This window comes from Mycoplana dimorpha (genome assembly GCF_003046475.1).
Classification (GTDB): Bacteria; Pseudomonadota; Alphaproteobacteria; order Rhizobiales; family Rhizobiaceae; genus Mycoplana; species Mycoplana dimorpha.
Map to the genome: position 1 here is coordinate 307,374 of NZ_PZZZ01000004.1, position 19,267 is coordinate 326,640.

20 protein-coding genes are annotated in these 19,267 nt (G+C 66.1%); 4 read left to right on the forward strand and 16 right to left on the reverse strand.

Annotated elements, in window-relative coordinates:
* Window positions 1-15 precede the first annotated feature (15 nt).
* Both C7449_RS11615 and C7449_RS11620 read right to left on the reverse strand, forming a co-directional pair.
* Complete coding sequence (locus C7449_RS11615) at window positions 16-609, reverse strand: GDYXXLXY domain-containing protein (protein ID WP_108002955.1); 594 nt, start codon at window positions 607-609, stop codon at window positions 16-18.
* Window positions 606-1,715, reverse strand: a complete 1,110-nt coding sequence (locus tag C7449_RS11620; RefSeq protein ID WP_108002956.1) for a DUF2157 domain-containing protein — start codon at window positions 1,713-1,715, stop codon at window positions 606-608. The genes C7449_RS11615 and C7449_RS11620 overlap by 4 nt, the downstream gene beginning before the upstream one ends.
* Window positions 1,716-2,740: 1,025 nt before the next feature.
* Here C7449_RS11620 and C7449_RS11625 point away from each other — a divergent pair.
* The 3 genes from C7449_RS11625 to trmFO all read left to right on the forward strand — a co-directional run bounded on the left by C7449_RS11625 (window position 2,741) and on the right by trmFO (window position 4,904).
* Window positions 2,741-2,884: a DUF1127 domain-containing protein gene (locus C7449_RS11625; protein ID WP_108002957.1), complete on the forward strand. Its 144-nt coding sequence runs from the start codon at window positions 2,741-2,743 to the stop codon at window positions 2,882-2,884.
* Window positions 2,885-3,209: 325 nt separating this feature from the next.
* On the forward strand, window positions 3,210-3,353 hold the full coding sequence (locus C7449_RS11630) for a DUF1127 domain-containing protein (protein WP_108002958.1): 144 nt from the start codon (window positions 3,210-3,212) through the stop codon (window positions 3,351-3,353).
* Window positions 3,354-3,488: 135 nt separating this feature from the next.
* Complete coding sequence (gene trmFO / locus C7449_RS11635) at window positions 3,489-4,904, forward strand: methylenetetrahydrofolate--tRNA-(uracil(54)-C(5))-methyltransferase (FADH(2)-oxidizing) TrmFO (protein ID WP_108003206.1); 1,416 nt, start codon at window positions 3,489-3,491, stop codon at window positions 4,902-4,904.
* Window positions 4,905-4,908: 4 nt separating this feature from the next.
* Here the strand turns inward: trmFO and C7449_RS11640 are convergent, their stop codons facing one another.
* The 5 genes from C7449_RS11640 to yajC all read right to left on the reverse strand — a co-directional run bounded on the left by C7449_RS11640 (window position 4,909) and on the right by yajC (window position 9,696).
* Window positions 4,909-5,370, reverse strand: coding sequence for a hypothetical protein (locus tag C7449_RS11640; RefSeq protein ID WP_108002959.1), 462 nt, complete (start codon window positions 5,368-5,370; stop codon window positions 4,909-4,911).
* A gap of 100 nt (window positions 5,371-5,470) precedes the next feature.
* A complete protein-coding gene (locus C7449_RS11645; protein ID WP_108002960.1) occupies window positions 5,471-6,364 on the reverse strand; it encodes a phytoene/squalene synthase family protein in 894 nt (297 codons plus the stop codon).
* Window positions 6,365-6,390: 26 nt separating this feature from the next.
* Window positions 6,391-6,777 carry an Mth938-like domain-containing protein gene (locus C7449_RS11650; protein ID WP_108002961.1) on the reverse strand — a complete coding sequence of 129 codons (387 nt, stop codon included), beginning with the start codon at window positions 6,775-6,777 and terminating at the stop codon, window positions 6,391-6,393.
* Window positions 6,778-6,779: 2 nt separating this feature from the next.
* On the reverse strand, window positions 6,780-9,278 hold the full coding sequence (gene secD, locus C7449_RS11655; RefSeq protein ID WP_108002962.1) for a protein translocase subunit SecD: 2,499 nt from the start codon (window positions 9,276-9,278) through the stop codon (window positions 6,780-6,782).
* An 82-nt stretch (window positions 9,279-9,360) separates the two neighbouring features.
* Entirely contained in the window at window positions 9,361-9,696 is a 336-nt protein-coding gene (gene yajC, locus C7449_RS11660; RefSeq protein WP_108002963.1) for a preprotein translocase subunit YajC, read from the reverse strand.
* 194 nt (window positions 9,697-9,890) lie between these two features.
* Here yajC and C7449_RS11665 point away from each other — a divergent pair, with 194 nt between their 5' ends.
* Window positions 9,891-10,760 (forward strand): ATP-binding protein, encoded by an 870-nt coding sequence (locus C7449_RS11665; protein WP_108002964.1) that lies wholly within the window; start codon window positions 9,891-9,893, stop codon window positions 10,758-10,760.
* A 54-nt stretch (window positions 10,761-10,814) separates the two neighbouring features.
* Here C7449_RS11665 and C7449_RS11670 read toward each other — a convergent pair whose 3' ends face one another.
* The 9 genes from C7449_RS11670 to C7449_RS11710 form a co-directional block, all read right to left on the reverse strand.
* On the reverse strand, window positions 10,815-12,314 hold the full coding sequence (locus tag C7449_RS11670; RefSeq protein WP_108002965.1) for a peptidoglycan DD-metalloendopeptidase family protein: 1,500 nt from the start codon (window positions 12,312-12,314) through the stop codon (window positions 10,815-10,817).
* 143 nt (window positions 12,315-12,457) lie between these two features.
* The gene (locus C7449_RS11675; RefSeq protein ID WP_146165071.1) at window positions 12,458-13,069 is read right to left on the reverse strand and encodes a biotin biosynthesis protein BioC; all 612 of its coding nucleotides are present in this window, start codon (window positions 13,067-13,069) and stop codon (window positions 12,458-12,460) included.
* A gap of 287 nt (window positions 13,070-13,356) precedes the next feature.
* Complete coding sequence (locus C7449_RS11680; protein ID WP_108002967.1) at window positions 13,357-14,013, reverse strand: protein-L-isoaspartate(D-aspartate) O-methyltransferase; 657 nt, start codon at window positions 14,011-14,013, stop codon at window positions 13,357-13,359.
* Between the two features lie 108 nt (window positions 14,014-14,121).
* Window positions 14,122-14,877 (reverse strand): 5'/3'-nucleotidase SurE, encoded by a 756-nt coding sequence (surE, locus tag C7449_RS11685; protein WP_108002968.1) that lies wholly within the window; start codon window positions 14,875-14,877, stop codon window positions 14,122-14,124.
* Window positions 14,878-14,891: 14 nt separating this feature from the next.
* On the reverse strand, window positions 14,892-16,175 hold the full coding sequence (serS, locus tag C7449_RS11690; RefSeq protein WP_108002969.1) for a serine--tRNA ligase: 1,284 nt from the start codon (window positions 16,173-16,175) through the stop codon (window positions 14,892-14,894).
* A 68-nt stretch (window positions 16,176-16,243) separates the two neighbouring features.
* Complete coding sequence (gene tatC / locus C7449_RS11695; RefSeq protein WP_108002970.1) at window positions 16,244-17,086, reverse strand: twin-arginine translocase subunit TatC; 843 nt, start codon at window positions 17,084-17,086, stop codon at window positions 16,244-16,246.
* Window positions 17,083-17,853, reverse strand: a complete 771-nt coding sequence (tatB, locus tag C7449_RS11700; protein WP_108002971.1) for a Sec-independent protein translocase protein TatB — start codon at window positions 17,851-17,853, stop codon at window positions 17,083-17,085. The genes tatC and tatB overlap by 4 nt, the downstream gene beginning before the upstream one ends.
* Before the next feature lie 44 nt (window positions 17,854-17,897).
* The gene (locus C7449_RS11705) at window positions 17,898-18,089 is read right to left on the reverse strand and encodes a twin-arginine translocase TatA/TatE family subunit (RefSeq protein WP_108002972.1); all 192 of its coding nucleotides are present in this window, start codon (window positions 18,087-18,089) and stop codon (window positions 17,898-17,900) included.
* A gap of 42 nt (window positions 18,090-18,131) precedes the next feature.
* Window positions 18,132-19,199, reverse strand: a complete 1,068-nt coding sequence (locus C7449_RS11710; RefSeq protein WP_108002973.1) for an ABC transporter ATP-binding protein — start codon at window positions 19,197-19,199, stop codon at window positions 18,132-18,134.
* Window positions 19,200-19,267: the final 68 nt, after the last annotated feature.

The following is a 19,267-nucleotide window of genomic DNA, read 5'->3' on the forward strand; positions in this document are numbered from 1 at the left end:
AGCCCCCGGGCTGCCTCAGTAGAGCGGCTCCTGGTAGGCCGGCTTGCCGTTCATGAAAATCTGCCGGATCTGCATCGTTCCGCCCGATCCGACCCGCGCGGCGATCTCGAGCGACTGGGCGTTGCGCGCCTCCTCGAGCACCCGGCCCTCGCCGTCCGGAACATAATAGCGCTCGATGCCGTAGGAGACGAACAGCGTCTCGGGCAGTGCCCCGTCGGCCCCGGGATAGTAGGAGAACGGCAGGGTGCGGGCCACGACGCTGCCCGCCTGCTGCGGCAGCGGCGCGAAGGACGCCTGGCTGGCGCTCCACAGCCCGTCGGCGGCCGGCACCAGCTGCACCCATAGCGTCTGCCGGCCCGGCGCCGTCGGCACGTCGCCGGTGACGATCGCCCCGGGGATCGACGCGATCTGATAGCCGAGCGTCACGTAGTCGCCGCGGAGCAGGTCGCGCGGATCGACCGGCGCGGTCTTGAGCCGCACCTCGGCGCCGCTGCGCAGGATCACGGCGCGGCTCTCGACCATGTAGCCGAGGACGGCGGTCTGGATCAGGGCGGCCGCAACCGCCGCAAGCCAGGGGTCAACAAGAAGTTTCGGCGCGGCTGTCTTCATGGCCGCACCTCCCCGGTCCTTGCGTGAACCGAAAACCGTCGTTCGAGGCGGATGACCAGCCAGGCGACCGCCGCCACCACCAGGCCGGAGATCAGGAAGAAGCCCGAGGTACCGAGGATGGAGCCGAGCGTTTCCGAGGCCAGATAGAGCGTTTCGGCGGCGAAGGCGGCATAGGCGAGATAACGCACCGCGCCGTTGTCGCGTCCGGAAAGCGCAATGCCGCCGAGCGCTGCCGAGAGCGTGACGACGCCCAGCAGCAGCCGCTCGCCGGCGCTGTCGATCTCGAAGTGCAATATGGCGAGACCGATTACGAGCAGCAGAAAGGCATAGAAGGCGGGTGCCGCGCCGGCGCTCGCAGCGAGGGGCCGCAGCGGCGAGACGGGCAGGCTGGCGAGCAGGTAACAGGCAGCGCCGACGCCGGTGATCGCCAGCGCCGTCGCGGGCGCCGCATGCTCGCCGTAGAGAATGAGCACCCACCCCATCATCAGCAGATAGGCGAGATGGCGGGCCTGTGCTGCCCCCGTGTAGCGGACGAGACCAATGACGACCAGCGCCATCACCGGCATCCACCAGAGCAGCAGCCGGTCGTCGATGCCGAAACTGTCGGACCACTCGACGCCCGCGACCGCGAAGGCCAGGAAGCCGCTGACCGTGGCGGCGGCTTGCGAGCGGAACAGCAGCGCAGTGACCGCCGCGCCGCCGAACCACACCAGCATCGCCTGCGTCGCGTCGCCCGACAGGTGGTACATCTGACCGACCAAGGCGATCGCACCGCCAAAGAAGAGCACGCCGGCGACGAGCGCGGCCTCCGACAGGCGCCACGCCCCGCGCCGGCGGAGCCAGGCGGCGGCCCCATAGGCCGTCCAGATCAAACCGACGATCCCAAGCAAGCGCCATAGCCGCGGGATCGCCTCCCAGTTGGCTGCGATCAGCAGCAGCACCGCCCCACCGAGAAGCAGGGCCGCGATCACCACAAGCACCCGTCCAAGGCTGAATGCGCTTTCGCGCCGGTCGAATTCGTCAAGCAGCCGCACAGCCGTGGCCGGGTCGATCAGCCCCTGCGCCGCCCACGCGTTGAGGTCCCGCTCCAGTCGCCCCCGATACATTCCCCAGTCCCCCACCGTTTCAAAATTGTGATAGCAGACTAGCGCCCAAGCGGCGCGGAACACAACGGCGCTGAGGCCCGCGCCCCATTCTGGCGAATGGCGGACCGCCCGGCGGCGTCGACAGGCACGCACGGCGATCCCGGTGACCGCCAGGTCGGCTGGCGGGCATGCGTCTGGCGCATGGCAACCATGACCATATTGCACTGCACAAAATCGAACTGTCCGGCTATATTCCAAGCATCGGATCGGCAATGATCCGAGCCGGGAAAAACAGGGCGCCCAAGGTTCAGCGTGGCGACCGGTCTAAGCGGCGAAGTGGCAACGACCAGCCACCCGGGCAAACAGTCCGGAAAGGTCCGGCGACCGCAAGGATGCCGCAGGAATTCGGAGCGGCGCACTCCTCCTCCCAGCGCTTCTCCGATACGATTGGCAACACTCCTCCTCCCAGTTGCCAATCACTTTAAATGACGCCCGCCGGACCTCCTCCCCCGGCGGGCGTTGTTTTTAACATTCCCGTACATCAGCAGATCCGGCGAACTGCGCGAAACCCGCGCGGCGCGTGGAACGGCGCCCTCTTCTGGCCGGCATGCGTCAAAGCACCGCACGGATCCCGCGATTTTGCATGGATGCTATTCGCCAGCCCCCCTTTGCGACTCGCCGCGGCGTCCCTATATGCGACGTCAATCGGGTGACGCACTCCTCCTCCCAGCGAAGCCCGATGCGATTGGCAGCACTCCTCCTCCCAGTTGCCAATCAAGATAAGCCCGCCGGATCTCCTCCCCCGGCGGGCTTTTTTTGCTCTGCAACATCAGCAGGCACCGGAGACGCCTTTTTCGAAACGAACGGCCGCGCTTTTTGCCCGTCATATGGTCATTCTTTTTATCTTGACATGCACGCAGAGCATGACTGCCATTCGGGTTTGGCTCTGCAACTGAAACGGCTCCAGATCTATATAGCGGGCATCAGATCAACGGCCGGCGCCGAAGGGCGGCTGCCGGCTGCAACACCCGCGAAAGGGGTATGACATGAATCTCGCACGCTCGTTCAGCAATTGGCGCAAGTATCGCCAGACCGTATCGGAACTCGGCCGCATGAGCGACCGCGAACTCAGCGATCTCGGCATCGGCCGCTCGGACATTCCGTACGTCGCCCGCCAGGCCATCAAGTAAGCCCCAGCCCCAACGGCCGGAGCTTTTGCAAACGCCTTCCGGATCCCTCCGGAGGGCGTTTTCTTTTGCGGGATGATGCACTGCAGCATCAACGCCGGTCCCGGCATTCCGACCGTCCTCAATGCCCTGAAATTTCAGCCGGTACCCACTATCGTCGCCCTCCCGAATACCGGCGCATGATCGTCCTGCCCATTTCATTATCGCTGCAATGCACAAATGCATGGCAGGTGCTCTTTCTTTGCACTCCAATCTCACGCAATAACCGAGTAGATGGGCGGCATCAAACGAGGACGCTCCAGTCCCCGTCCTGTGAGGAGAAGAACCCATGAACCCGATCCGCCTTGCCAAGAACTGGCTCAGCTACCGCCGCACCATGAACGAACTCGGCAACCTGTCCAACCACACGCTGTCCGATATCGGTCTGACCCGCTACGACATCCGCGGCATCGCAGCTCGTTCCTTCCGCTAATCGCCCAGCCGAAATTCCAACGCTGCGGCCGAAAATTAGCGGAAACGCGCGAGGAACGTATCAAACGGCACCATCCGGTGCCGTTTTTGATTCGAGCGATTGGAAGCGCCGCCGCCACATGGTATGCAGCCGCCCATGACGAACAAGACCTCCCTCTCCCCCATCCATGTCATCGGCGGCGGCCTTGCCGGCAGCGAGGCGGCCTGGCAGATCGCCGAGCAAGGCATTCCGGTCGTGCTGCATGAAATGCGCGGCGTGCGCGGCACCGACGCCCACAAGACCGACGGGCTGGCGGAGCTCGTCTGCTCGAATTCCTTCCGCTCCGACGACGCGACGAGCAATGCCGTCGGCGTGCTGCACGCCGAAATGCGGCTGGCCGGCTCGCTGATCATGCGTTCGGCGGACGCCAACCAGGTGCCGGCCGGCGGCGCGCTGGCCGTCGACCGCGAGGGCTTCTCGGCCGCCGTGACCGCCGCCCTTGCGGGGCACGAGCTGATCACGGTGGTGCGCGAGGAGATCAAAGGCCTTCCTCCGGAGGCGTGGGACCAGGCGATCATCGCCACCGGCCCGCTGACAGCACCGGACCTCGCCGCGGCGATCCAGGAGCGCACCGGCGCCGACTCCCTCGCCTTCTTCGACGCGATCGCGCCGATCGTGCACACGCATTCGATCGACATGGACGTCTGCTGGCACCAGTCCCGCTATGACAAGGTCGGCCCGGGCGGCACCGGCAAGGACTATATCAACTGCCCGATGGACGAGGCGCAGTACAACGCTTTCGTCGATGCCCTTGTCGCCGCCGACACGACCGGTTTCAAGGAATGGGAAGGGACGCCCTATTTCGACGGTTGCCTGCCGATCGAGGTGATGGCGGAACGCGGCCGCGAAACGCTGCGCCACGGGCCGATGAAGCCGATGGGCCTGACCAATGCGCACAATCCTTCCGTAAAGCCCTATGCGGTCGTGCAGTTGCGGCAGGACAATGCGCTCGGCACGCTCTACAACATGGTCGGCTTCCAGACGAAGCTGAAATATGGCGCGCAAGCCGAGATCTTCCGCATGATCCCGGGGCTGGAGAATGCCGAGTTCGCGCGGCTCGGCGGGCTGCACCGCAACACCTATCTGCAGTCGCCGATCCTGCTCGACCGCTCGCTGACCCTCAAGGGCCGCCCCGGCCTGCGCTTCGCCGGGCAGATCACCGGCTGCGAGGGCTATGTGGAAAGCGCCAGCGTCGGCCTGCTGGCCGGCCGGTTCGCCGCCGCCGAACGTCGCGGCGCGACGCCGGCGCTACCGCCGGAGACGACCGCCTTCGGGGCGCTGCTGAACCACATCACCGGCGGGCACATCATGTCCGACGACGAGCCAGGCAAGCGATCCTTCCAGCCGATGAACATCAATTTCGGGCTTTTTCCGGAGCTGGAGCCCGGCGCGATCGTCAAGCCGGAGGGCGTGAAGCGTTTCCGCGGCAAGGACAAGGCCGTGGCAAAGAAGCAGGCTATGGCGGCCCGCGCCCTGGAACATTGCCGGCAGTGGCTCGAGGCGGCCGACTGACAGCCTAGCGCTCGTCAGTGACCGCAGCGGGCGCCTCGTCGATCCCGCCGGCGGGCACGAGGCTGCCGAGCAGCCAAAGCGACACCTCCGCGGCGTCGGCACTGGTGCGGAACTCGAAGCTCCCCGCCTCGCGGCCTTCAGCGTCCTCTGCGAATTCCAGCACCAGACCGCTACCGCTGGCGGTATGGCGCACCCGCACGCCGCCCGGCTCGATCAGACGGCTGGCGAAATGCTGGCCGTGCGCCCGCATGAAGCCGACCTTGCCGTCGTGCAGCCGGAGAAAGTGACCATTGCCGTCCGCCGTGCTGACGACCTCGCGGATCGCCTCGTTCGGGTAGGCATGCCCGAACTGGAGGATCGCCAGGCCGGTGTCGGGTGCCGACGGCTTGGCGTCGTCGCGGCGCTGGGTTCGCATGAAGAGGAAGCCTGCCAGAAAGAGGCAGGCGATTACGACGGTCCAGATCATCTTGCGCTCTCCCGGCAGCCGCATTGGTCCGCATCGCTTATAGGCGACGTGGCTTGCGTCAGCTTTGCGCTTCCGAATGGGCTTTCCGGGCGATGACGGGCTAGAAGCGCCCTGTCCGCAGGCTGCGCCACATCCACCACTGCCGCCGCCACTGGGCGGGCAGCACCGTGTGCTCGAGCGCATCGGCGCCGGTCCGCTCCGCGCGGGCGAACACATGCGGTGCGATCGCCACCGGCAGGAAGGCGGCACGGTTGGAGGGCGCGATCTCGCCCGCCGCCCGCGCCTTGCGCAGGTGCTCGCGACCGAGACCGGCAAAGGCCTCGACGGTGCGGGCGGCCCGCTCCCGGTCCTTGCCGGCGATCAGTCCGTCGACGCCGAGGCCGGTCGCCGCCAGCAGGTCGGCGGGGATGTAAACCTGTCCCCGGCGGCGGTGGATCGGCAGCAGCAGCAGGATGCCGGCGATCGCCTGGGCAACGCCGGCGTGGCCGGCGACGGCGGCCGACTGCGCGGCACCGGCGGGATCGAGGATCAGGCTGGCGAGCTGGATCAGCGCAGAGGCAGTTTCGCCGGCGTAGCCTTCCAGCGAGGCCCGGTCCGGCATCGGATCGTTGTAGAGGTCGAAGATGCGCGCCTCGATCATGTCGGTGAGCACGGACACCGGCAGCCGGTGCTCGGCGACGCAGCGAAGCAGGCCGGCGGCAAGCGGATTGGCCTCGGCATCGCCGTCGCCACCCCCCTCGAGCGTGTCGCGCCACCATTGCAGGCGGATCTCGCCCGGCAGCGGCTCGTGCACGACATCGCGGACGCGGGCGATCTCGGCGTTGAACGCATAGAGGGCGGCAAGGGCGCCCTGCTTTTCAGGCGGCGCGAGCAGGCAGGCGAGATAGCGGTCACGATCGGTGTCGCGCAGCGCCGAAAGGCAATGGGCGTAAGCGTAGGCGTCGGCGTGGGAGGTGACGTCACGGCCGCCGGCGGGGCCTTTTGTTTTCTGCATGGTAAGCTGTCCGGGTATCGCTGCGCCTATACGGCAATCAGGGCTGCCGCAACGGCGCGGGATTCGGCGAGCATGACGTTGAAGGTGCGCACCGCGGCGCCGGTCGACATCGGATCGGAGCGGATATGGTGGGCGCGCAGCACCGCCCGCAGTTCCTCCGGGAGCGGCCTGATCTCGGTGCCGGTGCCGACGAGCAGCACCTCGATCTGATCCGCCTCGGCGATCACCCGCTCCAGATCCTGCGCCGTCAGGCCCACCGCATCCTGCCGGTCCCAGCCGTGGATGCCCGACGGCAGGCAGAGAATGGAGCCGCGATGCGACATGTCGGCAAAGCGGAAGCCGCCATTGCCATAGGCGTCGATCGGGGCGCGCCCCGGAAAGTGCGCATCGCGGATTTCAATTCCTCTTGCCATTGTCATGCCTCTGCCGCCGCTCGTCCGTGCCCGCCGAACCGGGGATGATCCGGCCGCAACCTGAACAGGATCAATACGGGTCCTGCGATATAGATAGATGAGAAGGTGCCGACGGCAATGCCGAACAACATCGTCACGGCAAAGGCGCGGATGATCTCGCCGCCGAAGGCCGCGAGGGCAGCGAGGGCGATCAGCGTCGTGGCCGCGGTCAGCACCGTGCGCGACAGCGTCTGGCTGATCGAGGCGTCGATCAGAAGCGGCAGCGGCATCTGGCGGAACTGCCGCAGATTCTCGCGGATACGGTCGTAGACGACGATCGTGTCGTTCAGCGAATAGCCCACGATCGTCAGAAGCGCGGCGATGCTGCCGATGTTGAACTCCATGCGCGTCAGCGCGAACAGGCCGACGGTCAGCAGCAGGTCGTGGGCGGTGGCGACGACCGGCCCGACGGCGAACTGCCATTCGAACCGGATCCAGACGTAGAGGATCAGCGCCGCGAGCGCGATCGCCATGCCGAGCGTAGCCGCCCTGATCAGGTCCCCGGAGACGGACGGGCCGACGACCTCGACGCGGCCGATCTGGTAATCGGCCTCCAGTTCGCCACGTGCCACCAGCGCCGAGGTCTGCTCGGCGTTCTCGCCGCCACCCTGGGGCGGAATGTGGACGGTGACGACAGCCGGGTCGCTGCCGGTGCGCACCATGACGTCGCCGAGATTGGCCTCCGCCAGGCTCGAGGCGATCCGCACCGGATCCGCCGGCCCTTGCCGGGCCTCGAGCTGCAGGAGCGCTCCGCCGGTGAAGTCGATGCCAAGGTTCAGGCCGGTGGCGGAAACCAGCAGCGCCACCGCGATCGAGACCACCGCCACGGCCGAGAAGACATGATTGCGGATCGCCATGAAACGCAGGTGCAGGCCACCGAACACGCCGGTCCGGACGCTCCTTGGCAGGTGCGTCATGCGCCGCCGGGCCACCCAGGCCGCGGCCAGCCAATGGGTCAGGGTGAAGGTGACGAAGATCGTCGTCACCACGCCGATGCCGACGATCGCCGCAAAGCCGCGCATCGGACCGGAGCCGAGCAGGAACAGGACCGCCACGGCGATCATCGTCGTCACGGCGGCGTCCATCACGGTGGGGAAGGTTCGCGCGAAGGCGACCGCAAGGGCATCGGGAAGGGTGCGGCCGTTGGCGGCCTCCTCGCGCATGCGCTCATAGACCAGGACATTGGAGTCCACCGCCATGCCGATCGTCAGAACCATGCCGGCGATGCCCGGCAGGGTGATCACCGTGCCCGTCAGTGCTGCGACCGCCAGGATGAGCAGAAGGTTGAAAACGAGCGCGATCGCCGCAATGGCGCCGAATGCACCATACCAGGCGATCATGAACAGAGCGACCGCGATGCCTGCAATGCCGGCGGCGAGAAACACCGACCGGACCGAAGCCGCGCCGAGTGCCGGATCGATCGACCGCTCCTCGACCACGGTCAGCGATGCAGGAAGGGCGCCGCTGCGCAACACGGCGGCCAGGTTTTCCGCACCCTGCAGGTCGAAGTCGCCGGCAAACTTCCCGCGCCCGTCCGAGGCCGGGCCGGCGATGACCGAGGCGGCGAGAACCTGGTCGTCGAGCAGCAGCGCCAGCGTCCGTCCGACATTGTCGCGGCTCGCCTCGTCCAGCCGCCTCACAGCCTCGGGCCCGAGCTGATAGCGGATGGAGGCCGCCGAACCGCCCTGCCCGGCAACGGCTTCGACGGAGACGAGATCGTTTGCGGTGAAGATGCTGGCGCGGCGCACCAGGTAGCCGACCGGCGGCTCGCCAAGCGTGTAGGCGACCTGCGTGCCGGGCGGCGGGCCATGCTCGAGCGCCTGTTGCAACGGCACGCTGGAATCGACCAGGCGTGCCGAGAACTGGCCGCGCTGCGCCAGGATGTCCTTCAGCTGCTGCGGATCGGGGAACCCCGGCGCCTGCAGGACGATCCGGTCGCTGCCCTCGCGTTGAACATCCACGCCGGCGCCGCCGACCTCGGCAACGCGCCTGCGAACCACCTCGACCGCCACTGCCGCGGCTTCGGCCCGGGCAAGCTCGATCGATTCCGGAGTCACCTCGAGACGGAGGCTTCCGTCGTTCTCGTTTGCAACGCGCGTTCCGTCGACCGCCGCGAGCGCCTGCCGCGCCTCTTCGGCGCGGCTCGGATCGTTGACGCGGAGGCTCACCCGTCCCTCGGATCCGGACAGCCCGGAATAGGGGATCCCGGCATCACGCAGCACCCTGCCCGCCGCATTCACGACCGTTATCAGGCGGTCGGTCTCAATGTCCGAGCGCTCCAGCTTCAAGACCAGCCCGGCGCCGCCACTCAAGTCGAGGCCGGGGGCCAGACGGTGCGCCGTTGCCCATGAAGGCAGTTCGTCGCGCTGGCGCTCGGGCAGCAAATTCGGCGACAGAACAAGAAGGCCCGCCGCGACGGCGAGCCAGGCAAGCGTAGTTTTCCAGCGGGCAGGTTGCAGCATTGCTCTCTCGAATGCCCGGCACTTTGCCGGCAGGAACCGGGGCACGCCGTCCGGAGGCTGCCCCCGGACGGCGTCGATCACATTATTCCTTGACCGGTTCGCCCTTGACGCGAACTTCGGTAATGCCGCTGCGAACCACCCGGATCTTGATGCCTTCGGCGATTTCGACCTCGAGTTCCTTGTCGTCGATGACCTTCGTCACCTTGCCGACGATACCGCCGCCGGTCACCACCTGGTCGCCGCGGCGGATGTTCTTCAGAAGCTCTTCACGGCGCTTCATGGCGGTGCGCTGCGGGCGGATGATGAGGAAATACATCACCACGAAAATCAGGAGGAACGGCAGGACGGACATCAGAAGATCCGTGCTGCCCGTTGCAGCAGCCGGCGCCGACTGGGCGAAAGCCTCGGTAATGAACATTCAAAACTCCTCGAAACGGAAAACCCGGGCAAAAAGCGCCCGGCGCAGTGGGCGCGACTATAGGCAAGAGCGATATGATTGCAACAAGACAGCCCCGATCCGGCCGGAAATTCAGGGATTTCTCTCTTCCCCAGTGACCGGCGGTCATGCTACCGCCGGCTTGCAAGGCACAGGCAGGAAAAGGGGCAAGACCGATGCACGACGACCGGACGCAGGCGCTTCTGAAGGAACTCGCAGGTATCAGGGTGGCCCTGGAGCGGCTGGCCGGCCCGCAGCCGGCCGTCAACAACTGGGACGCCGCCGAATGCTTCGTCTGGGTCCCGGCGCGGCAGTTCCTTCAGCCGGTGGCGCGCCCGAACCGTGTCGACATCGGCCTGATCCGCGGCGTCGACCACGTCCGCGACATCCTTTCCGACAATACCCAGCGTTTCGCACGCGGACTGCCGGCCAACAACGTGCTGCTGTGGGGCGCGCGCGGCATGGGCAAGTCGTCGCTGGTCAAGGCCGTCCACGCCTCCACCGCGCGGGCGACCGGCATCGCATTGAAGCTGGTCGAGGTCCATCGCGAGGACATCGCCACGCTGCCGGCGCTGATGGAAATCCTCAAGAATGCGCCGGCGCCGGTGATTATCTTCTGCGACGACCTGTCATTCGACCACGACGACACCTCCTACAAGTCGCTGAAGGCCGCCCTCGACGGCGGCGTCGAAGGCCGCCCCGACAACGTGCTGCTCTACGCCACCTCCAACAGACGGCACCTGCTGCCGCGCGACATGATGGAGAACGAGCAATCGACCGCGATCAACCCGTCCGAGGCGGTGGAGGAAAAGGTATCGCTGTCGGACCGTTTCGGCCTTTGGCTCGGCTTCTACAAGTGCAGCCAGAACGACTATCTCGACATGATCGACAGCTATGCGGACTATTTCGGCCTCGATGGCGAACGCGCCGCCATCCATGCCGAGGCGCTCGAATGGGCGACGACCCGCGGCTCCCGGTCGGGCCGCGTCGCCTGGCAGTTCATCCAGGACCTCGCAGGCCGCCTCGGCAAGCCGCTCGTCAAATGAAAGAAGCCCGGTCACCCGGGCTCACCTTCTCAAAACCCTCCACCGGCCGTTTGACTATTCCAGATAGGTCATCGGGTTGACGGCCGTCGCGTTCTTGCGGACTTCGAAATGCACCTTCGGGCGGGAAGCGCTTCCGCTCATGCCGGAGGAAGCAAGGGTCTGACCGCGCTGAACCTTCTGGCCGCGCTGCACGTTCAGGTTCGATGCGTGGCCGTAGACGGTAACGGTGCCGTCGTCATGGCGCACGAGCACGGCGTTGCCGAGTTCCTTCAGGCTGCTGCCGGAATAGATGACGACACCATTCTCGGCGGCCTTGATCGGCGTTCCCTCCGGCACGGAAATATCGATGCCGTCGTTGCGGCTTCCTTCGACATTGGCGCCGTAGCCCGCGATGACCGCGCCGCGCACCGGCCAGCGGTACTTGCCGATGCCGGTCGACTCCGGCGCGGCGGCGGTCACTTCGGTCTTCTGCTCGACCTCGGCCACTGTCTGCGTCTTCTCCACCGGCGCGTAGGCTTCGGCGCTCTTTGCCGCCTGCTCGGCAACCTTCTTCGGCTCGGGCAGCGACGCCGTCATGGTCCGGTCGGTCGCCGACTTGTCCGCGGCCGGGATGGCAAGCGTCTGGCCGACGCGGATCGAGGCGCCCGCAAGCCCGTTCGCCTTTTTCAGGGCTTCGACCGAAACGCCATGCCGGGCAGCAATCTTGGCGAGCGAATCGCCCGGCTGCACCTGGTAGCCGCCTTCCGGCTTGCCGTCGCCTCCGGCCAACCCGGATTTATCGGCCTCACCGGAGGCCTTGTCGCGGCTCTTCGAGGATCCGGGCAGGATCGCCACCTCCTCGCTCGCATTCCTTTGCGGGTTCGGCTGCTTCTTGTCGGTGTTGAGCGCGGTATCGATGGAAGCCTTGGCGGCGCTTGGGACCGTACCGAAGACGGGAATCGTGACCTTCTGGCCGGGCTCGGCGTCGGCGGCACTGGCCATGCCGTTTGCCCTGAGGATCTCCTTCTCAGGCACGCCGTAGCGTGCCGACAGCGTCTTCACGCTTTCGCCGGGACGAAGCATCACCACCGGTGCATTCGCAGTCGACCAGCCGTTGCCCGGCTTCGCCGCCTGCCGCGGCTCTGCCGCCGCGGGCTTGCGAACCGGCGGCTGCGGCTGGGGCTGGGCCATCGCCACCTCGCGCGTTGCGGAGGGCGCTGTTTGGCCCGGATCGGCAAGCGCGGTCCGCTGGACGCTCATCGGCGTCGTCGCAAGGCGCGCGCCGGATCCCTGATCCAGCCCGGCAGGCGCGGCTGCGGCCATGCCCTGTCCGCCATAGGCCTGACCCATGGCCACATTCTGCCCGTCCCCACCCATGTCGCCGCGGGGCGTAGCCCCGCCGCCGAACAGCGTGCGGCGCGGGATCGATCCGGTCGTCATTTCGTCAGAGGAAGAGAAAAGGCCACTGAAGCGACTGGCGTCGGAACTGCAGCCAGCCGCCGTACCGGCCAGCAACATCGCCACCAGAACCCGGGGCGCGGTCTTAGCAAAACTCGGCGGTACACTCTTACGCATGTCTGACTACCCAATCGATACACATCTACCGTGCAAAGATTAAAGCGCGTTAGAGTTACTGGCTGGTTAAGGGCCTGCCCACCGTTTTGGATTCATCAGGAATTGATAACCATCGCACCGTCGCCGGGCCGGACCAAACCGGCCTAGAATGTGCCCAGGTACATCGAGGTAGCGCGCGAAATGGTCGGCCGCGGCCGGATCATCGCCTCCGCACCGGGGACGGTTAGCTGCGGATAGTCGCGACGCGTGGCGTCGGCGCTTGCAAGTATCGTATCCAGCACAGCGGGCGCCTCGAGGCCGGCCTCGTCGCCAGCCGCGTTTTGCGCATAGGCGAGTGACCGCAACGCCGCCACGGCCACCTCTCGGCTGCCGGCATAACGCGGACTCGACTGGTCCTGCGGCTGGAGGCTGTCGAAATATTCGATGTAGGCGCGATAGTAGCTCTTCATGTCGCCGAGTGCACGAAAGTGGCGGAAGGCGGCATGCTCGCGGGCTTCAAGCGAAGGGGTCACGACGTTGTTGCGCTCATCCTCGGTGAGGGCCGGCAGGCGGCGGTCCTCGCGGGAGCCGCTAAGCACCAGGAGCGCCTCGACCGACAGCGAAACCTTCTCGGCAGGATCGTATGAACCGGCGGAGAACCCGGCCGGTCTTGGCGCCTCCACCGCCTCCTCGCGCGAACGCCCTGCCGCCCTCGCAGCCAGATGGGCAAGGCTGTCACTGGCTGCCCGGCCGGCGATGTTGTCCGATATCTGCATGTTCACCTCCATCGGCCCCGGGCTGCAGAACTCTGGAGTACCGCCCGTGCATTCGACGTGGAAAAACGCCACGCAATCGGCTTATGGAGCGAGGCTTGCGCGAGGCTTGCGCCGGTTAACAAACAGTTAACGCGAGATAACAGTCGGATTTTATCTGAAGATTCAGATCTAGCGCGGTGCCGGCCCAGTTGCCGTCAGCCGATAGAAATGGCTCTCGGCGTCTTTCGGCATCTGCAAAGCGCGACTCGTTGGAACTGACGCCACGGGAGGCTGACGCGGCCGCCAGCTCAGAGGGCCTGGGCCAGATGCGGCACGATCGGCAGGTAGGGAACCTCGAAAAGGTCCTCGCGGTCGAAGCGGCTGCCGGTCTTGACGAGGCGCAGCATCCGGCATTCGGTGTCGCTGACCATGACCGGCGCGATCAGCATGCCACCGGAAACGAGCTGCTCGACGAATTGACGCGGCATCGACGGAAAGGCGGCGGTGACCAGTATCCGGTCGAAGGTCCCCTCGCCCGGCATGCCGTTGCTGCCGTCCGCCTGGCGAACGATGACGTTGCGGATGCCGTTCTTCTCGATGCTCTGCTGCGCACCCGTTACCAGGGTCTTGTAGCGGTCGACCGTCAGGACCCGCTCGGTCAAGCGGCCCATGACGGCCGCGGTGAAGCCGCTGCCGGTGCCGATCTCGAGAACGCGCTGGCCGGCCTTGAGATTGAGCAGATGAAGCAGCCGGACGGCGAGATCGGCGCCCTCGACAAAGGATCCGCAGTCGATCGGCAGCAGGCGGCTGGAATAGGCGTCGCCGGCGAACTGCGGCGGAACGAACATGGTGCGCGGCGTCTGTTCGACGGCGGTGAGGAGATCGAGGTTGTTGATCCCCTCGCCCCTGAGGCGCAGGGCCAGCGCAGCAAACCCTTCCTTTTCAACCACCCGTGCCGTGCTCAATAGCCACCTCCCCCTCAGCCGACTGCATGTCCCCCGGCAGCGTGCAGCGCCTCATGCGGTAAAGACAGGCAAAGAACCAATATTACACAGCAGATCGGCTGAAAACGTCTACAGAAGCGCGCGCTGCACGCGGTCAAGCACCGCATAATCCGTCAGATCGAGCTTGAGCGGGGTGACGGAGATCGCTTTTTCCCGCAGCGCCTGAATGTCGGTGCCGGCGCGGAAGTCGCCGTGCCGGTCGCCGAAGCGCAGCCAGTAGTAGGGAAAGCCCCGGCCGTCCTTGCGCTCCTCGATGGTGATCCCGAAATCGAGCTTGCCCTGCGATGTGACCTCGATCCCCGCGACGGCGTCGACTTCGCAATCCGGGAAATTCAGATTGAGGAAGGTGCCGTCGGGAAGCTCGACCTCCATGAGGCGACGGATCAGGTCGGGCGCGTGCCGCTCGGCCACCTGCCACGGCACGATGCGCTCGTCAGCGTGGCGAAAGGCCTGGCTGAGCGCCATCGAGCGGATGCCCTGCAGCGTCCCTTCCATGGCTCCGGCGATCGTTCCGGAATAGGTGACGTCGTCGGCCATGTTGGCGCCGGCATTGATGCCGGACAGCACGAGATCCGGCGGCCCCGGCAGGATCTCGCGGACCGCCATGATGACGCAATCGGTCGGCGTGCCGCGAAGGGCGAACCTCTTCTCGGCCACCTGCCGCAGGCGCAGCGGCTCGGACAGGGTCAGGGAATGCGCCAGCCCGCTCTGGTCGGTCTCGGGGGCGACGACCCAGACGTCGTCGGTCAGCGTAAGGGCGATACGCTCAAGGGCCGCAAGGCCGTCGGCGTGCACGCCATCATCGTTGGTGAGCAGGATGCGCATGCGGACCGATCCCTTCAGCTGGCCTTTTCGATCTTCTTCAGCCCGCCCATGTAGGGCAGCAGAGCATCGGGCACCGTCACCGAACCATCCTCGTTCAGATAATTCTCGAGCACGGCGATCAGCGCCCGGCCGACTGCGACGCCGGAGCCGTTCAGCGTGTGCACGAATTTCGGGTTCTTGTCTTCCTTGCCGCGATAGCGGGCGTTCATGCGGCGGGCCTGGAAGTCGCCGCACACCGAGCAGGAGGAAATCTCGCGATAGGTGTCCTGCCCCGGCAGCCAGACCTCGATGTCGTAGGTCTTCCGGGCGCCGAAGCCCATGTCGCCGGTGCAGAGCGTCACGACGCGGTAATGCAGGTCCAGCCGCCTGAGGATCTCCTCGGCGCAAGCCGTCATCCGCTCGTGCTCGGCCACCGAGCTCTCGGCATCGGTGATCGAGACGAGCTCGCACTTCATGAACTGGTGCTGGCGCAGCATGCCGCGCGTGTCGCGGCCGGCCGAGCCGGCTTCGGAGCGGAAGCACGGCGTCAGCGCCGTAAAGCGCAGCGGCAGCTTTTCCTGGGCGAGGATTTCGTCGCGGACCAGGTTGGTGAGCGGCACTTCGGCGGTCGGGATCAGCCAGCGGTCGTCGGTCGTGCGGAACAGGTCTTCGGCAAACTTCGGCAGCTGCCCGGTGCCGAACATGGCATCGTCGCGAACCAGCAGCGGCGGCTGCACTTCGATATAGCCGTGCTCCTGCGTGTGGGTGTCGAGCATGAACTGGCCGAGCGCCCGCTCCAACCGTGCCAACTGTCCCTTCAGGATGGTGAAGCGCGAACCGGCGATCTTCGCCGCTCCCTCGAAATCCATCCAACCGAGGGCCTCGCCGATCTCGAAGTGCTCTAGCGGCTTGTGGTTCCAGCCGGGCCTAGCGCCCCACTTGTGCTTCTCGACGTTGTCATTCTCGTCGGCGCCGACCGGCACGTCCTCGAGCGGCACGTTCGGAAGGCGCGACAGCGCATCGTTCAATTCGGCGGTGATCCGGCGCTCCTCGTCCTCGGCGGCGGGGAGCTGCGTCTTGATCTCGGCGACCTCGGCCTTCAGCCGCTCGGCCAGCGCCGTGTCCTTCTGGGCCATCGCCGCGCCGATCTCCTTGGAGGCGGCGTTGCGGCGCGACTGCATTTCCTGCGCTTTCTGAATGACGGCGCGGCAGGTCTCGTCAAGCGCGATCAGGCCGGCCGCAACAGGCTCCGCGCCGCGTTTCGCAAGCGCTGCGTCAAGGGCTTCGGCGTTCTCGCGGATCCATTTTATGTCAAGCATTTTCGTTCCAGGCGTCGCAGGGTTTCGCCCTCTCCGCCCGGCAGCGTTCGCTTGCGCCTGCTATCGTTTCAAGCCTTGTCGGCTTCCTGCGATGCTGACGCCGACGCCGCATCCTCCTCGGAGTCCGATTCCTGGGCGGCGCTCGCCCGCTGCCGTTCGATGAGTCGGGCCGTATAGATGCCAATCTCGTAGAGAAGGATGGTCGGCAGCGCAAGGCCGATCTGGGAGATCGGATCGGGCGGGGTGAGCACCGCCGCGGCGATGAAGGCGATCACGATCGCATATTTGCGCTTGTCGACGAGCGATTGCGAGGTGATGAAGCCGGCACGCACCAGCAGCGACGACACCACCGGAAGCTGAAAAACCAGGCCGAAGGCGAAGATCAGCGTCATGATCAGGCTGAGGTATTCCGAGACCTTCGGCAGAAGCTGGATCGAGACCTGCCCCTCGCCGCCGCCCTGCTCCATCGACAGGAAGAACCACATCACCATCGGGGTGAAGAAGAAATAGACCAGGGCGGCGCCGATCAGAAACAGCACCGGCGAGGCGATCAGAAACGGCAGGAACGCCGCCCGTTCGTTCTTGTACAGACCGGGGGCGACGAACTTGTAGATCTGCTGGGCGATGATCGGGAAGGCGATCACCAGCGCACTGAACATCGCCACCTTGATCTGGGTGAAGAAGAACTCCTGCGGCGCCGTGTAGATCAGCTCGATGTTGCGATGCGTCAACCCGGCCCACTCGACCGACCACTTGAACGGCAGGACGAGCAGGTTGAACAGCCCCTTGGCGAAATAGAAGCAGACCAGGAAGGCGACGAAGAACGCGCCGACGGCCCACATCAGCCTCCGCCGCAGTTCGATCAGATGCTCGATCAGCGGCTGGGGTTTGTCCTCATAGTCGCCGCTCATGCCTTGTCCTTCTTGGGCTTGCGCGTGGTGGCCGCAGCAGCGGGCTCGGCCGTTGCTTTCTTCGCCGTTCTCGTCTTCACCGGCGCTTTCTCGGCCGGCTCTGCCTGGGGCGACGATGCCGCTTTTGCCGTCTTTGCCGCCGCGGTCTTGCGGACGGCGGGCTTGGCAACCGCGGTTTTTCCGGCCGCCGCTTTCGAACCCGTCTTCGGCTTCACGGCAGAGGCGTCAGCAGCCGGCGATGCCGCAGCCGAGGCGGCGGGCCTCGCCGGCTCGATCGGAGCGGCCTGGACTGGTGAGACGGGGGCAGCCTGGACCGGCGGCACCGGGGCGGCCTGAACCGGCGGCACCGGAACTGCGGGAGCGGCCGGCACCGGGCCGGCCGCGGGGGCGGAACCGGGCGCCGCACCGCCGGTCGGCGTGGATTCGTCCGCGGGCTTCTCGGCATCGATCGACGGAAGAGCGGTGTTCGTCGACTTCTGAAGATCCGACTTGATCTCGTCGCCCATCTGCCGCAGCGGATTGACCGCCTCGCGGATGGCGTTCATCGGATTGAGCTTCTGCGCATCACCGATCGTCTTGCGGACATCGTCGAGATCGGCTTCCCGCAGCGCCTCGTCGAACTGCTGGCGAAATTCGCCGGCCATGCCGCGCAACTTCGACACCATGCGGCCGAACGTCCTGAGCATCTGCGGCAGGTCCTTCGGACCCACCACGATTATCAGCACGATGGCGATGACAAGAATCTCGGTCCAGCCGACCTCAAGCATGCGGGTATGTCCTTATCGACCGCGGGCGGACGCCACGGGCACGATCACTTCGTCTCGTCGGCCTTGTGATCGACGGTCTTGGCCTGGTCATTGGCCTCCTCGTCGGTCATGCCCTTCTTGAAGTTCTTGATACCCTTGGCGACGTCGCCCATCAGTTCGGGAATCTTGCCGCGGCCGAACAGCAACAGCACAACCGCCAGAACGATCAGCCAATGCCAGATGCTGAAAGAACCCATTCCTCTTACTCCCTATAGAATTCGGTATCCGATGTAAGACGATCAGCCGTGATTTTCAAACACCAAAATGTCCCGCTCGATAGCGGAAACTGTGACTTCACGCAATCCGCCCGGCAATTGGCCCGCCCGGACGCGCGCCCGCACCGGCTGGTCGGTGCCCGGGACCGCCAGTTCGAGCAGTTCGACGACGCCGAGGAACCGTCGGGAAAGGACCCGGGCGGGAATGTTTCCGTCCGCCGGCGACACCGCGACACCCGACAGCCGGACCGCGATGCGGACCTTGGTGCCGTCCGAAAGCCGGCCCGCCGGGACGTTGCCGAGCGGCGTTTCCACCCTGCCGGCGGCGACTTTGCCCGGGAAGACGTTGATCTCCGAGAAGAACCCGGCCGCGAAGAGATCGGCTGGCCGCAGGTAGAGCTCTTCCGCGGTTCCGACCTGCACCAGCTTGCCGTCGCGCAGAAGGGCGATGCGGTCGCCCATGCGCATCGCCTCCTCGGCGTCATGGGTGACGACGATCGTCGTGGCGCGGGAATGCCGCAGGATCGAGAGCGTGTCGGCGCGGATCGAATCCTTCAGCCGCGAATCGAGACCGGAAAACGGCTCGTCCATCAGCAGCACGGCCGGACGCGGGGCAAGCGCCCGGGCAAGCGCCACGCGCTGCTGCTCGCCGCCCGACAGGGCATGCGGAAATTTTTCGGCATAATGCGCAAGCCCAACGCGCTCGAGCGCCAGATGGGCTTCGGCCACGGCTTCGGCCTTCGGAAGCGCGGTCAGGCCGAATCGGACGTTGTCCAGCACGGACATGTGCGGGAAAAGGGCGAAATCCTGAAACATCAGCCCGACGCCGCGACGTTCGGGCGGCAGGAAGACCTTGGGCCCGGCGATCTCCTGGTCGTTCAGCAGCACCCGGCCCTTGCCCTGCGCCTCGATGCCGGCGGCAATGCGCAGCAGCGTCGTCTTGCCAGAGCCGGACGGGCCGAGAAGGCAGAGGACCTCGCCCGGTTCGGCCGACATCGAGATGCCCCGGATCGTCTCCTTGCCGTGGTAGCTGTGATGGATGTTCTCGAAGGAAAGCTTTGCCGCGAAGGTGACCGCCGACGCCGTGCGCATCCCGGTCTCGCTAAAATCCGGCGGACTCCAAGCCATGCTCTTGCCGATCCCTGCCATGCTGAAGGCCC